We start from the raw sequence: 14,525 nt of genomic DNA, 5'->3' as shown, positions 1-14,525 counted from the left end.
GGGAACCTCTTTACCCTTCATGGAGAGTCTAGAAACGGCAATTATCAGGATGATGTGATGGGAAGAATGTGTGTAAAAAAAACTATATGGATAATTCTGTTAAATATATTTTCTCTGTCACCTGTTTTTGCAGCCGAACGAGTTATCAATTTGGTAGTAGACTATAAGACCGTTTATTTTGCAGGCAAGCCACGAAAAGCAATCGCTGTTAACAACCAAATTCCAGCACCCACCTTGCATTTCAAGCAAGGTGAGAAAGTGACTATCAATGTTTATAACCGATTAGATAAAGAAACAGCTATTCATTGGCACGGCGTTTTAGTGCCATGGCAGATGGATGGTGTGTTAGGGATCACGCAACAGGGTATCCAGCCAGGCAACGTATTTAAGTATCAGTTTACCTTGAAGCAGTCAGGCACCTACTGGTACCACGCTCATGCTGGGCTTCAGGAGCAGCAAGGCTTGTATGGCGCATTTATCATTGATCCTCCGCGATCACCGTCTTACCAATACACAAAAGATTATGTAGTTGTTTTATCAGATTGGAGTAATACGTATCCGGACCAGATTTTCGCTAACTTAAAAAAGGAGGGCGATTATTATTCACCGCGATTCCCGCTTCAAGCATCGCTGGTCAAATTTATCCGAGATTATCGCAATGCAGATACGGCTGAACGTAAAAAATTAATTCATGATTACCAAATGATGCAGCAAATGCGCATGAGTATTTATGACATTAATGATGTTGCTTATGATGCATTCTTGCTGAATGGACGCTCCCCGTCCAACCCCTGGATGGCGCCGGTTAAAGTAGGGGATACCGTTCGTTTACGCTTTATTGGCGCTGGTGGTGAAACCATTTTTCGCGTCAAAATTCCTGGTACACAAGCGAAAATGGTCCATATACAAGGAAATGATGTAAGACCTTATGCAGTTAACGATTTTACTGTTGCGCCGGGAGAAACTTACGATATTTTACTAAAAATTGCGAAAGATGAGCCTTATATTATTTATGCTGAATCTGCGGATACCGTAGGCGCTGCTTACGGTGCTTTAGTTACCCGCCCTGATCAATTTGTCAATTTTAAACAAATCATGCCATTTCCTGAGCCACCGCCCGTCACAAGAGAGATGATGGCTAACATGATGATGACAAACATGGATCATGGTTCCATGAAAATGGACATGCAAAGCCATGCGCCAACAAAACGGAAATCAGTTAGATCAATGAATCATCAAATGATTACGGCTTCTGCCCCAATGGGACATCATGCTCATAATATGAAATCGAAGACGCATGAGGGGATGAAGATCAATCAAGAGAATACTTCGGATCACGCCATGGAGATGCCAATAGAGCCTACTATTCTTGGCGATCAAGTTACGCCTGCTTCCATGGATCCACCTGCAATAACAGAAACAAAAACTATAGGAACAAAATATCAACAATTAAAAGCAGCTATTAAAACTAATGATCCAAATAAGCCAGTGCAAGATGTTATACGAATGGAATTATTTGGCTATATGGATCGTTTTATTTGGATGATAAACGGTTTACCCGAATATAAAACCAAGCCCATCCTTCTTGAACCTGCCAAACGTTATCGGCTTATTTTTACAAATAATTCAATGATGCGTCATCCTATGCACATTCATGGACACTGGTTTATTTTACGTAATGGCCATGGAGCTTATGATCCTTTATTACATACCATCGAAGTGCCGCCAGGCGGCACAGCTGTCGCTGATATTGATACCGACGCAAGCGGACAATGGTTTTTCCACTGCCATATGCTTTATCACATGGTGGCTGGCATGTCACGTGTATTTCAATATTCCACACTGATTGAAATCAGCAAGGGCGAGGCAAAACCTGAAGATATTGTTAAACAGAGTAATTATTTTAATCGTCCCATTGTAAGAGTAGATGAAGTAAAACCCATCGATTTTTCATTAGTTAAGCATCCCATGGCGCACCAGCAGGGATTATACTTTGCTAATTTTCTAGATGTAGGTGAAGACCCCTTCCATAATGTTCAAGAAATCACTTTTAAAGGTTTATACGGCGGCGACTATAATAAACTTGAATTACTGACCGAAGATGCTGAAGTTAATAAAGGCAAAGTTGAAAATGCAGATATCGATATCTTTTATTGGCGACTGATTAGTCAATTTTGGGCAGTCAAAGGTGGTGCCAACTACTTTTACCGTCCTGCAAAAGTACCCTATTGGCAACCTGGTATTGGTGTAGAAGGATTGATGCCGTATTTTATTGATACCAATCTGAGAGGGTATTATTACGCTGGCAGTGCCAAATTGGATCTAGAATTGGCACGCGATACGCAAATTACCAATAACTTTTTTCTGCGATTGGGTATACGCAGCATTTTGGCATCCAAAACTGTCACAAGAGCAGAAATTGGCAGTGGGTTAAACCAGATGCGCTATATTGTCCGACCTTACTATCGCCTTATGCCTGGTTTAAACGTATTTACGGAATATGAACACACTCAGGATTATGGGGCATTTAAAAATATGCAGCTTAGCGAGGGAGAGTCAGCTAGCGAAGACACACTGACCGTTGGATTATCAGTGTTATTTTAATGGGCGCTATTAGAAACGTGAATATTCAAAAAGAAGGCAGCCGGCTCTGTTGGGCTAAAGAAAGCATGGAAAAATATCATTCTTAATTCGTTGATTATATAAGATTTTATATAATCAACGCCAAGTAAATGCAAAAAACCATCCATACGGATTATTCCGCAAGCCGTTTTTAGGTATTTTGGCGAAGGGCTGTTAGTGAATTAACTATTGCCGTACGCTTTAATGGGCTATAAAATCAGACCCTTTGCAAGAAAACAGACCTGGCAGAAATCACTCTGATAACAAAAAAAAGAATAAGCAAATTATAACAAGCGCACACAAAATGAGGATAGGGGTATGATAAATCGTCCGGTAGCTTCGAGTCAAATTGAATTTAAGATTAATTTAGTTACTCGTAACAGACCAATTAAACCAGACTCTTCGCTTGGTAAGTTGAATGCGTTAATTTTAGAATTTAATGAGAGTGATGATATATTAGTTAAGTATGATTTATTAGTTAAATTATACTTTAAAGCTAATAAAGCCAGGCTAAAATTTTCCAAAAAAAATAATACAAAAACTGATTCGCGATCAAGTTTAGAAACCTGGTTAAGCGAAAATGACTTGCCTAAAAAATTGGGATTTTATCTTCAATATTTTATCAGCAAAAAATTAGAGAATTCATCCCCGCGTATTAAAGATAAACCCGAAAAAGAATTAATTAGAAGACTTAATATTGTCAAAGATGGGATTCATGGTTTAAACATAGATGATATAAACGCATTTGAAAGCATATTCAAATTTTTTGAGGCTACTATAGGTAATAACAACAACCATTTAATATTAAATAATATATTGAATTACACCCTGGATTTGATGTATAAATTGTTGTCAGCCTCGCTAAAAGAGTATAAGGAATTAAAAAAAATAAAAGAGTTATATATCTCCTGCTCTAATTTATTGGAAATGGTCATTACTTCAATTAACTCAGTGAATGAGTTTGCTTTTACTTTCAAACAAAGTCTTAATAGAAAATTAGAAATTTCTGAAGATACAATTCGATTTTTTCATCAATTAAGCGCAGCCTCATTTTCAGCTTTAATAAGTATGAACTTAGACGCATTTAGCAGTTATCCAGCAATGTTTAAATATTTAGGCGGCGGGAGTAATTTAGTTTACAAATTAGAAATTGGCAGTAAAGAGTTTATTATTAAACTTTACCCTTTAGTCGAGTTAGAAGAATATCATCGATCAGCATGGAAATTAGCAGAAGTGAGAAATAAATTAGGCCAGTTAGCCGAAGATATTTTAGGAAGAATTTATTTTGAAAAGGAATGTTTGGGCCCAAGCAAAAGCGACGGTGAAATTGTTATTAATGGAAGACTAGAAATAGCAGAATATTTCCCTGGCGGTAATTTAGAAAGTAAATGTAAGGAAGCGGGGAAATTACATGATTTGATTAAGCTGCAGGATATTTTAGAAAGTGCTCAGGCAGATATTATTAACTATGGTTTAAATATTATTACGCTTATTAGTCAATTAAATCAGTTTAATGTTATTTTTCCTGATATTAAACCATCAAATTTTATGATAAATGAAAATGATAAGCTAAGGATTCCAGATTACAAAACAATGTTTGTCTATAAGGACTTAGAAAAGGTTCCTGCACATTTAATAGCTTATACAGGAACATATCTTCCACCAGAAATTGACCTTGATAAAATGAACCAGAATGGTTATACCTGCAATGCATTGGCCATGCAGCAATATGCCATTGGTCTTACGCTATATGAATTGGCAACAGGCGATATGGATTACAAATTCGAAAAAGTTAATCGTCAACCTAATTTTAACTACAGAATTTTCAAAAATAATAAAGGAAAGGCGCTCTGCCAAATTATTCAATCGCTCATGCACAGCGATCCAAAATTACGTCTTCAAGTTGATGAAGCCTTAAGAAGATTACAAGAAATTGATCAAAACATGTCAGTAGAACCGGTACCTCCTTATGTAAAATCAAAATCCCAATTTTTACAATTTAAAACGCCTAGGCCTACTCGTCTACAGGTTTCTTCTTCACTCCAACAGGCAAATGATATCCTGACAGAAAATTATGATAAAACCGGAGGTTCAACTAAAGGTCTATACTGACTAAATCCTAAGCTGAACATGAGACGCGTGTCTGTAATGCTGGGTGGTGGCGCCTCCTAGTTTTTCAGATCATGAAGCGATTGTCATTTCGCGCTATCTAACATGCGATGGTAATTAGGATAACTTACTATTTAGTTGAGCTATTCTGTAAAAGTTCCGACTTGATCTGACAGTTACCCGTTTTTCAGTTACGGTTTTACTGTCAGTTCAAGTTGAGATTATCAACTTTTTCCTTCCAGATTCTTTTACCATCAATCAATGTCGCCATCGGAGTTCGGCCACAACACATTTTACCCTGATGTGTGCGTTCATTGTTGTAATAACCGAGCCAATCATCCAGATCTTTTTGCAACTCGTCAATAGTTGTGTAAACTTTCTTTCGGAAAGCAACCTGATAAAACTCATTCAGAATCGTCCTATGAAAGCGTTCACAGATGCCATTGGTCTGGGGTGATTGAGCTTTCGTTTTGGTGTGCTCAATATCATTGAGCGCCAAATACAACTCGTAATCGTGTTGCTCTACCTTGCCGCAAAACTCAGTGCCACGATCCGTTAATACGCGCAGCAAGCCCAAGCCTTGTTCTTCAAAGAATGGCAACACACGATCATTTAACAGGTCAGCAGATGTAATCGGTGTTTTTGTGGTATATAGCTTGCAATGAGCCACTTTGGAGTAGGTATCAACAAATGTTTGCTGATAAATGCGCCCAACACCCTTGAGATTGCCAACATAAAAGGTATCTTGTGAACCAAGATAGCCAGGATGTGCTGTTTCAATTTCACCGCAGGCCATATCATCGTCTTTTTTGCGTTCTAGCGCGGCCAGTTGTGCTTCAGTTAGAATTAAGTTCTCCTCGGCAGATTTCTTTTCCAGTGCGGTTAGACGCTGTTTAAATGATGCCAAATCATGCCTTAGCCAGATGCAACGAACACCGCTAGGAGAAACAAAAACACCTCTTTTCCTAAGCTCATTACTGACTCTTAATTGACCATGCGCGGGGTACTCAATGGCATAGTCCAATACAGCATTCTCTGTAGCTTCATCGGTGCGGTTCTTGATGTTTGGCTGCCGTCTGCTCTTGTCGAACAAGGTCTCAATGCCTCCTTGCTCAACTGCTGATTTATAACGATAAAACGTATCTCTGGAGAAGCCCATTACCTTGCAGGCTCTTGATACATTCCCTAGCTCTTCTGCCAAATTTAACAGACCGACCTTGTTTTTAATGATTTTTTGCGTACACTCGTACATAAGGTTACCTCTTTAATGTTTTGATTTTTACTCGACATAACTATCAAAACGGGTAACCTTACTTTTTTCAAGTAGCAAGTGTCAGATTAGATCGGAACTAATGCAGCTATTCCATGCTAGCGATTTCTTAACTTCGGTATCCACTTTATTTTCTTCATCAGCAATAAAATGTTCTCTTATTCTATTATTATTGAAGAGCGTAAGAGCACCATAGCTTGTTGTAACAACTTGCTCATTCTTTTTAGAAAAGAAGTCTTCCCATTTAGTAATTTTATTAATTATCTTAGCTATCTCCTGTTCCTCAGCAATGCACATGTCCATGATTTTTTTATTTTTGATGGCATATTTAATATTCATTAGAGGGAATTTTGCGTATTCATGGTTTATCAGTGGAGATAAAGCATTTTGAAACATAAAATAACTTGCAAGACACAGGGTGAAACTCATCATCAATTCAACGTCATTTTCCACTGCTAAAACAGGAGCCAGTAATGTTAGTAATGGTTGTAAACGATCTACAGCGACTCTTCTATTAAAACCTTGGTAACTACCTGTTACAGTAAGTGGAACTAGGACAGTTAAAATAGACATAAAAAATAGTAAATGGATGGCAACCTTGATACCATTATCAATAAAGTTGCTGTGATGATCAACCCATTTAAATATGTTCTTTAAATTCTTAAGATTTGTCATAGATTGCTGAGGGTTTATCGCATACATAAAGTTAGGCTGATTCAGCTCCTTTATTATGGCATTTCTAATATCTTGAATGGATTCAAACTTACTTTTATATTCTTTAATTGTATTTCTAAATATCTCAGCATCTTCAAACCGTTTTCTTCTTTTTAGGATAGATTCAGCTTCTATCATCTGTTTTAAATTAACAAGGATTAACTGCAAGAGCGCTTTATTTGGGATTAGATCAGAAATTGAAAGAGGTAATTGATTTATCGGATCATGGCTATTCATCATTAGCCATCTTATAATAGCATATGCCTCAAAATTGTTTCCCGCTGGTGTTAGAACTGGTCTAGTAGGAACAGATCGACCTATGGCGCATTGCGGAATTTGAGTATTTAATAATTTTTTTGATAAATTAGTGCGGCACAAAGCCTCAGCCAAAGGTTTATTATGAATAAGCAAGGAACAAAGATTTCTGTTTAATTGCAAATCCCTTATATGCACTAATTCCCGATTAGTTTGAGGGAAATAGATTTCTTCATAGATATCAGAAGCCTCCATAACATCTTCCAGTAGATAGGTATGGCCTGCATTAGAGACAAGCAAGTGTGATTCCAATTTTACAATTTGGGATTGATCGATCTTGACAATACCATTAACTTCAGTGACCTTAATAATTTGATCTTTTATGATTCGTTCCATAAAATCACGAACTTCTTTGGCACTTAAAAAATGGATTGGAGTTAATTTCATGACCTCTCCCCTGAGTGGTTCTTGTTTAAAATAAATGCACATTATTTAAGCAAAAAATTATTAACAATTTATTAAATTTATTAATAAAATCATTTTTCGACTCTAAGGTCATCTGACATATCTGGCGGATTAGTCGGTCATCAAGTAAACATTGCACTACAAAGCGCTGAAGACAGAAAGTGAAAGTTCGTGCATTTTCTCTTCTCTAACTTCACGCAATCTTCTACCCACCGTCTTAAAAAAGAGCGTTCTAATGTTATGTTATACCTACAGCAAATAGATTATTATATCTCTATGATTTTAAACGTAAATTACTGCTATGATGCTTGTTCCAACTGTTTTTGCAGGGCGGTATAGTTTGCTATAATTTAATAAACGACACGCTAATGCTAAGCCAATGAATGACCGTCAATTAGATGAACGTCAGCTTATAGAATCTCTTGAGAGAACTGCTTACACAACAGGCGCTGGGGCAAATTGTTTTTTTCAAGGCTTTATTCATACGCTTTGTGTTCAACCACCTGAAGTGATAGAGAACATGTCTAAATTTCCAGGACCTCATAAATTAATTGAGGTTTTTAATCGAGAAGCGCCTGAAATTGAAGTTAAGAGCATGAAAGACTTGCTTGTGATAGCTAATGCAATGCATCCTTTGGAGCGTGAAATAATATTCGGCCACCTAATGAGGATGACATTAAATGAACTTGATTTGAAAAGTCCGACTCCAGAATCAACGCCTTTAAAACTAGAAAAAGAATCCATCATTTTCCCTCCTCATGCGATAGCGTTTTCACATGCATTTGGATTTTCATATGATGAATATACACATATAGATGAAGCTAAGGATATGCCAGCTCATTTAAAAAATGATATCGTTGGAAACAAATTTTATCGAGTAAGGTATCCTCTCGAAGGAAGTGTAGGCACTATCAGTTTAAGGCTTAAGAGTTGTCATTTTGAAGTTGGTGGTTTAACACCAGATCAAGTTGAAAATCATCAAAAAAAAATAAAACCAGAAATGCTTAAATCTAACGAAAATAGACCAGAAATGCCAGGTGCTCGTTATTATGAAGAACCATCTCCTGACAGCGATTGTGCTATTAAAAATGCAAAGGTAAGTTTTTCTGAAGCTATTTCTCAAACAATAGCCGCATTACGAGAACGTCCAGGGCAACACTTACATTTACTTTTGAAAGAAACGCCATCGCCAAGACGACTAAGGTTTTAATTATTTTAATGGCACTGATATTCGGCATAAATTAGGATTATGTGCTACTAAACTACAGGCATCGAATGTGTCCCAGTGATCAAAAATGGTATACGCACATTATCTTTTCGATGTGATAAAAGAACACAGGCAGGCACGGGGTGGAATAGTGGTGACAGTGTCGACACTATTTACTACTAAGTGGTGCTAAACTTCCGAGGTTCTTATTTGTAGGCTTAATGAGATTAACTTATTGAAATATAACTAATATTCCAGTATGAACTATTGTGGAATAATAAGTCATAGTTGACTTAAAGATAGGCGATGTATATACTTTATGTATATACTTGGTTTAAGGTACATCGCTATGAAATTTGCAAAAATATTTAAATCGGGCAATTCTCAAGCCTTACGCTTACCAAAAGAATTTCAATTTCATACTAAGGAAGTCGAAATTTTCAGACGTGGTAATGACGTTATTTTACGGGAAAAACCTGAAAATTTAAGACATGCATTCGAATTATTATCTGGCATGCCCAAGGATTTCTTTTCAGATGAGCGAGAAGATACTTTACCACAGGAAAGAGAATTTTTTTAATGCGCTTAAGATATTTATTGGACACTAATATTTGTATTTATATAGCTAAGCAAAAGCCTGCAACAGTTATGAAGAAATTTGAAGAGCTAGAAGTCGGACAAGTAGCAATGTCTGTTATTACCTATGGTGAACTTTTATATGGCGCTAATAAAAGTCAATCACCCGATGCTGCACATTCTAAACTAGTTGAACTAACCACGTTAATCCCTGCTTTAGAATTAAATAATGAAGTAGCTGAACATTATGGTGATATCAGAAGAAATTTAGAAAAATTTGGTAAACCAATTGGCAATAATGATCTTTGGATTGCATCGCATGCACGCGCATTAGATGTCATACTGGTTACAAATAATTTAAGGGAATTCGATAGAGTGCCAAAGTTAAGGATAGAGAATTGGGTTTAACGAATTAATATAAAATCTTTGAATCTAACTTATTTTATTTGAAACATCATATAAAGAGCTAATCAATTTCATATAGAGGTAATTCATTATTGGAAGCAGCCCTTGATGGCGAAATGGATGCCCATATTGCCGATTGCAAGGATGATGGGCAGCCTAATCGCCGCAATGCAAGACAAAGAAAACCGCAAGACAGGTACTGGTCAGATAACCGATAAATTGTTACCCGTTAGGTTGTCTAACAAACCCCCGTTTTCCTAACAGCAGCGACAGTTGCACAGGCGATGCATTATCTGTCTAATTTGGTGTTAAAGATACTATAACAAATTCAATGTGAAGTATCTTTATTAGGTTAACGGATTAATGTACAATCCTTGCTCAATTCTTAAAGATATATCTACTTACCTAAAGGAAAGGCTATGTTTTCAAGTTCTAAGATTGAAGAATTGAATCAGTTTCTAAAAACACAAGTGAGTAAAAAAATTTGTCCTGGGTTTGATCGACACTCTGTCTTTTTAACTCATCAAGGTGATGTTTACACGCGTGGTTTAAATAATAATGGTCAACTTGGATTAGGTGATACTGAAACACGATATAGACATCGTGGTCACCTCATGCCGATTCGCGTGCCAGGATTAGAAAATATAATTGATATTGAAACAGGTACGCATCATACTTTGTGTTTAAATAACGAAGGGCATGTTTATGCATTTGGTAATAATACAAGCGGGCAACTGGGTTTAGGCGATAATAAAGTGTAAAAGTTCCGACTTGATCTGACAGTTACCCGTTTTTCAGTTACGGTTTTACTGTCAGTTCAAGTTGAGATTATCAACTTTTTCCTTCCAGATTCTTTTACCATCAATCAATGTCGCCATCGGAGTTCGGCCACAACACATTTTACCCTGATGTGTGCGTTCATTGTTGTAATAACCGAGCCAATCATCCAGATCTTTTTGCAACTCGTCAATAGTTGTGTAAACTTTCTTTCGGAAAGCAACCTGATAAAACTCATTCAGAATCGTCCTATGAAAGCGTTCACAGATGCCATTGGTCTGGGGTGATTGAGCTTTCGTTTTGGTGTGCTCAATATCATTGAGCGCCAAATACAACTCGTAATCGTGTTGCTCTACCTTGCCGCAAAACTCAGTGCCACGATCCGTTAATACGCGCAGCAAGCCCAAGCCTTGTTCTTCAAAGAATGGCAACACACGATCATTTAACAGGTCAGCAGATGTAATCGGTGTTTTTGTGGTATATAGCTTGCAATGAGCCACTTTGGAGTAGGTATCAACAAATGTTTGCTGATAAATGCGCCCAACACCCTTGAGATTGCCAACATAAAAGGTATCTTGTGAACCAAGATAGCCAGGATGTGCTGTTTCAATTTCACCGCAGGCCATATCATCGTCTTTTTTGCGTTCTAGCGCGGCCAGTTGTGCTTCAGTTAGAATTAAGTTCTCCTCGGCAGATTTCTTTTCCAGTGCGGTTAGACGCTGTTTAAATGATGCCAAATCATGCCTTAGCCAGATGCAACGAACACCGCTAGGAGAAACAAAAACACCTCTTTTCCTAAGCTCATTACTGACTCTTAATTGACCATGCGCGGGGTACTCAATGGCATAGTCCAATACAGCATTCTCTGTAGCTTCATCGGTGCGGTTCTTGATGTTTGGCTGCCGTCTGCTCTTGTCGAACAAGGTCTCAATGCCTCCTTGCTCAACTGCTGATTTATAACGATAAAACGTATCTCTGGAGAAGCCCATTACCTTGCAGGCTCTTGATACATTCCCTAGCTCTTCTGCCAAATTTAACAGACCGACCTTGTTTTTAATGATTTTTTGCGTACACTCGTACATAAGGTTACCTCTTTAATGTTTTGATTTTTACTCGACATAACTATCAAAACGGGTAACCTTACTTTTTTCAAGTAGCAAGTGTCAGATTAGATCGGAACTAATGCAAATAAAGATAAAACATCACCTTGTTTGATCGAGTCTTTAAAAGATTGTGTCATCATTTCGATGAAAACTAACGCTTGTGTCTCCTATTTTCTTGATACGGAAGGAAACGTTTATTCATGTGGGGGATTCAATAATAGTGCTTCTCTAGGTTTGGGAAAAGATCAGCCTAACAAACTTACCTTACCAAAAAAAATTCCAAATTTGCCCGCTATAAAAGAAATCATTCCTTGCGGCGATCATGTTTTTTTCTTGACACACGCTGGTGAAGTATATGGCTGCGGCAATAATCATGAAGGACAACTTGGTGTGGAGGATGATAAAAGCAGATATGAAGCTACAAAATTAAATCTTTCATCTGTTAAACAAATTGATGGACTTTGGGACTCTTCATTTTTTCTAACCAAAGATGGAGAGGTATTTATTTGCGGTAAATTAGCCAAAGAAAAATTATTAATTGGCAAAACAGATGCTAAACCTTATTCTCTAATAAAGTTAAACATTGATCCTATTGTTAAATTACAAGTCGGTAGTCAACTCATTTTTATTTCAGAAAATAATGATGCTTTCATTTATTTTATGAGACAAGAATTTTGCTATTTGGAATCAACAGAAAGTCGCGGAGAAATGGCTGATTTTTTAGACTATAGATTGACAATTCCAGATGAAATACAAAAAACCTTGAGCTATGTTTATTTTCATGCGCCTTTATTTAAAGCTGAAAAGGATTCAATTCTTGAAAAAGAGTGCCATATAAGAGTTGATAATATGGATGGTGATTGGTGCTTAAAAAATTCATTAATTTTTAAACATGGAATCGATCCTGATTCTGCCTCGCACTTTGCACCGTACATCAAAACTGTTAGTCAACAAACAGATAAAAATAAAATTTCTGGAACTGTTCCTTCTCTTAAATTCTTAAGTGCATTATCTTTTATAAATCAACATAAAAAGATACCGAAATTTTCAGAAGTTCAAGAAAACATAACAGAAGATATGAATATCTCTGATGGTTTTAAAAGATTGGAAATTAAAAAGTAGGATAGTTATGAAAATCGGTTATGTCCGAGTTAGCGCTACTGATCAGTACTTAAGAATGCAAGAATATGCATTGAAAAGTGCTGGCTGCGAAGAAATTTATACTGATGTAGCGAGTGGAGCGAAGTTACAACCTCCTGGATTAGATAAAGCACTTAATTATCTTCGTGAAGGCGACATGCTTATAGTGTGGAAATTAGATAGACTCAGATCTATACAACATTTGATTCAAACTATTACCATGTTTCAAGAAAAAAAATTTATTTTAAAAGCTTACAAGAATCAATTGACACAACTACTAGCAGTGGCAAGTTGATCTTCCATATTTTCAGTACATTAGCAGAATTTGAACGTGATCTTATTCGTGAAAGAACCGAAGCTAGGCTTAAGGCAGCAAGAGCACGTGGACGTATGGGTGGTCGTCCACCAAATGGAATCAGCCTATGCATAATTGGGCGTTGATAGCATCCCAGCTCCAGATTTATTTTGACGGTCGCTTAAATTTAGAGCTGAGATGATTTCGGACTGACACAGTTTGATGAACGCTTTTATGGCCGGTAATAAGAATTACCGGCCTTGTAACCTAAATTGCATTAGTTCCGATCTAATCTGACACTTGCTACTTGAAAAAAGTAAGGTTACCCGTTTTGATAGTTATGTCGAGTAAAAATCAAAACATTAAAGAGGTAACCTTATGTACGAGTGTACGCAAAAAATCATTAAAAACAAGGTCGGTCTGTTAAATTTGGCAGAAGAGCTAGGGAATGTATCAAGAGCCTGCAAGGTAATGGGCTTCTCCAGAGATACGTTTTATCGTTATAAATCAGCAGTTGAGCAAGGAGGCATTGAGACCTTGTTCGACAAGAGCAGACGGCAGCCAAACATCAAGAACCGCACCGATGAAGCTACAGAGAATGCTGTATTGGACTATGCCATTGAGTACCCCGCGCATGGTCAATTAAGAGTCAGTAATGAGCTTAGGAAAAGAGGTGTTTTTGTTTCTCCTAGCGGTGTTCGTTGCATCTGGCTAAGGCATGATTTGGCATCATTTAAACAGCGTCTAACCGCACTGGAAAAGAAATCTGCCGAGGAGAACTTAATTCTAACTGAAGCACAACTGGCCGCGCTAGAACGCAAAAAAGACGATGATATGGCCTGCGGTGAAATTGAAACAGCACATCCTGGCTATCTTGGTTCACAAGATACCTTTTATGTTGGCAATCTCAAGGGTGTTGGGCGCATTTATCAGCAAACATTTGTTGATACCTACTCCAAAGTGGCTCATTGCAAGCTATATACCACAAAAACACCGATTACATCTGCTGACCTGTTAAATGATCGTGTGTTGCCATTCTTTGAAGAACAAGGCTTGGGCTTGCTGCGCGTATTAACGGATCGTGGCACTGAGTTTTGCGGCAAGGTAGAGCAACACGATTACGAGTTGTATTTGGCGCTCAATGATATTGAGCACACCAAAACGAAAGCTCAATCACCCCAGACCAATGGCATCTGTGAACGCTTTCATAGGACGATTCTGAATGAGTTTTATCAGGTTGCTTTCCGAAAGAAAGTTTACACAACTATTGACGAGTTGCAAAAAGATCTGGATGATTGGCTCGGTTATTACAACAATGAACGCACACATCAGGGTAAAATGTGTTGTGGCCGAACTCCGATGGCGACATTGATTGATGGTAAAAGAATCTGGAAGGAAAAAGTTGATAATCTCAACTTGAACTGACAGTAAAACCGTAACTGAAAAACGGGTAACTGTCAGATCAAGTCGGAACTTTTACACCTAAATATCGGCGGGCGGATTCCACAAATAAGTGCATATGCAATTTATATTACTCATTTCCTAATTTAGCATTTGTTATAAGATTTCATTAAACAAAGTACGGAC

The 14,525-nt window shown here is 37.4% G+C and carries 11 protein-coding genes and 1 pseudogene; 9 read left to right on the top strand and 3 right to left on the bottom strand.

Going from position 1 to position 14,525, the window contains the following annotated elements; all coding sequences use genetic code 11:
• The first annotated feature begins 66 nt into the window (after positions 1-66).
• Together AQUSIP_RS11665 and AQUSIP_RS11660 are read left to right on the top strand one after the other, a co-directional pair.
• Positions 67-2,604: a copper resistance system multicopper oxidase gene (locus tag AQUSIP_RS11665; protein ID WP_407641514.1), complete on the top strand. Its 2,538-nt coding sequence runs from the start codon at positions 67-69 to the stop codon at positions 2,602-2,604.
• Positions 2,605-2,940: 336 nt separating this feature from the next.
• Positions 2,941-4,734, top strand: a complete 1,794-nt coding sequence (locus tag AQUSIP_RS11660) for a protein kinase domain-containing protein (protein ID WP_114835396.1) — start codon at positions 2,941-2,943, stop codon at positions 4,732-4,734.
• Between the two features lie 202 nt (positions 4,735-4,936).
• On the opposite strand, the gene AQUSIP_RS11655 is transcribed toward AQUSIP_RS11660, so the two are convergent.
• Both AQUSIP_RS11655 and AQUSIP_RS11650 read right to left on the bottom strand, forming a co-directional pair.
• The gene (locus tag AQUSIP_RS11655) at positions 4,937-5,983 is read right to left on the bottom strand and encodes an IS481 family transposase (protein WP_114835537.1); all 1,047 of its coding nucleotides are present in this window, start codon (positions 5,981-5,983) and stop codon (positions 4,937-4,939) included.
• 81 nt (positions 5,984-6,064) lie between these two features.
• Positions 6,065-7,417, bottom strand: a complete 1,353-nt coding sequence (locus tag AQUSIP_RS11650; protein WP_170131897.1) for a U-box domain-containing protein — start codon at positions 7,415-7,417, stop codon at positions 6,065-6,067.
• A 397-nt stretch (positions 7,418-7,814) separates the two neighbouring features.
• Between AQUSIP_RS11650 and AQUSIP_RS11645 the strand changes: the two genes are divergently transcribed.
• The 4 genes from AQUSIP_RS11645 (at position 7,815) to AQUSIP_RS11630 (ending at position 10,384) form a co-directional block, all read left to right on the top strand.
• Positions 7,815-8,645: a hypothetical protein gene (locus AQUSIP_RS11645; protein ID WP_114835517.1), complete on the top strand. Its 831-nt coding sequence runs from the start codon at positions 7,815-7,817 to the stop codon at positions 8,643-8,645.
• 346 nt (positions 8,646-8,991) lie between these two features.
• The gene (locus AQUSIP_RS11640; RefSeq protein WP_114835516.1) at positions 8,992-9,222 is read left to right on the top strand and encodes an antitoxin; all 231 of its coding nucleotides are present in this window, start codon (positions 8,992-8,994) and stop codon (positions 9,220-9,222) included.
• Positions 9,222-9,626: a type II toxin-antitoxin system tRNA(fMet)-specific endonuclease VapC gene (gene vapC, locus AQUSIP_RS11635; protein ID WP_114835515.1), complete on the top strand. Its 405-nt coding sequence runs from the start codon at positions 9,222-9,224 to the stop codon at positions 9,624-9,626. Before AQUSIP_RS11640 ends, vapC begins: the two co-directional genes overlap by 1 nt.
• Positions 9,627-10,042: 416 nt before the next feature.
• Positions 10,043-10,384, top strand: a complete 342-nt coding sequence (locus tag AQUSIP_RS11630) for an RCC1 domain-containing protein (RefSeq protein ID WP_114835514.1) — start codon at positions 10,043-10,045, stop codon at positions 10,382-10,384.
• A 51-nt stretch (positions 10,385-10,435) separates the two neighbouring features.
• On the opposite strand, the gene AQUSIP_RS11625 is transcribed toward AQUSIP_RS11630, so the two are convergent.
• On the bottom strand, positions 10,436-11,482 hold the full coding sequence (locus AQUSIP_RS11625) for an IS481 family transposase (protein WP_114835537.1): 1,047 nt from the start codon (positions 11,480-11,482) through the stop codon (positions 10,436-10,438).
• Between the two features lie 165 nt (positions 11,483-11,647).
• On the opposite strand from AQUSIP_RS11625, the gene AQUSIP_RS11620 reads away from it, so the two are divergent.
• From AQUSIP_RS11620 to AQUSIP_RS11610, 3 genes and pseudogenes are all read left to right on the top strand, one after another.
• Positions 11,648-12,625: an RCC1 domain-containing protein gene (locus AQUSIP_RS11620; RefSeq protein ID WP_114835533.1), complete on the top strand. Its 978-nt coding sequence runs from the start codon at positions 11,648-11,650 to the stop codon at positions 12,623-12,625.
• Positions 12,594-13,084: pseudogene (locus tag AQUSIP_RS11615) on the top strand (recombinase family protein). Before AQUSIP_RS11620 ends, AQUSIP_RS11615 begins: the two are co-directional and overlap by 32 nt.
• A gap of 232 nt (positions 13,085-13,316) precedes the next feature.
• A complete protein-coding gene (locus AQUSIP_RS11610; protein ID WP_114835537.1) occupies positions 13,317-14,363 on the top strand; it encodes an IS481 family transposase in 1,047 nt (348 codons plus the stop codon).
• Positions 14,364-14,525: the final 162 nt, after the last annotated feature.

This window comes from Aquicella lusitana (assembly GCF_902459475.1).
Taxonomy (GTDB): domain Bacteria; phylum Pseudomonadota; class Gammaproteobacteria; order DSM-16500; family DSM-16500; genus Aquicella; species Aquicella lusitana.
The sequence above is the reverse complement of the archived record's forward strand: the minus strand, read 5'-3'. Positions and strand labels throughout refer to the sequence as shown.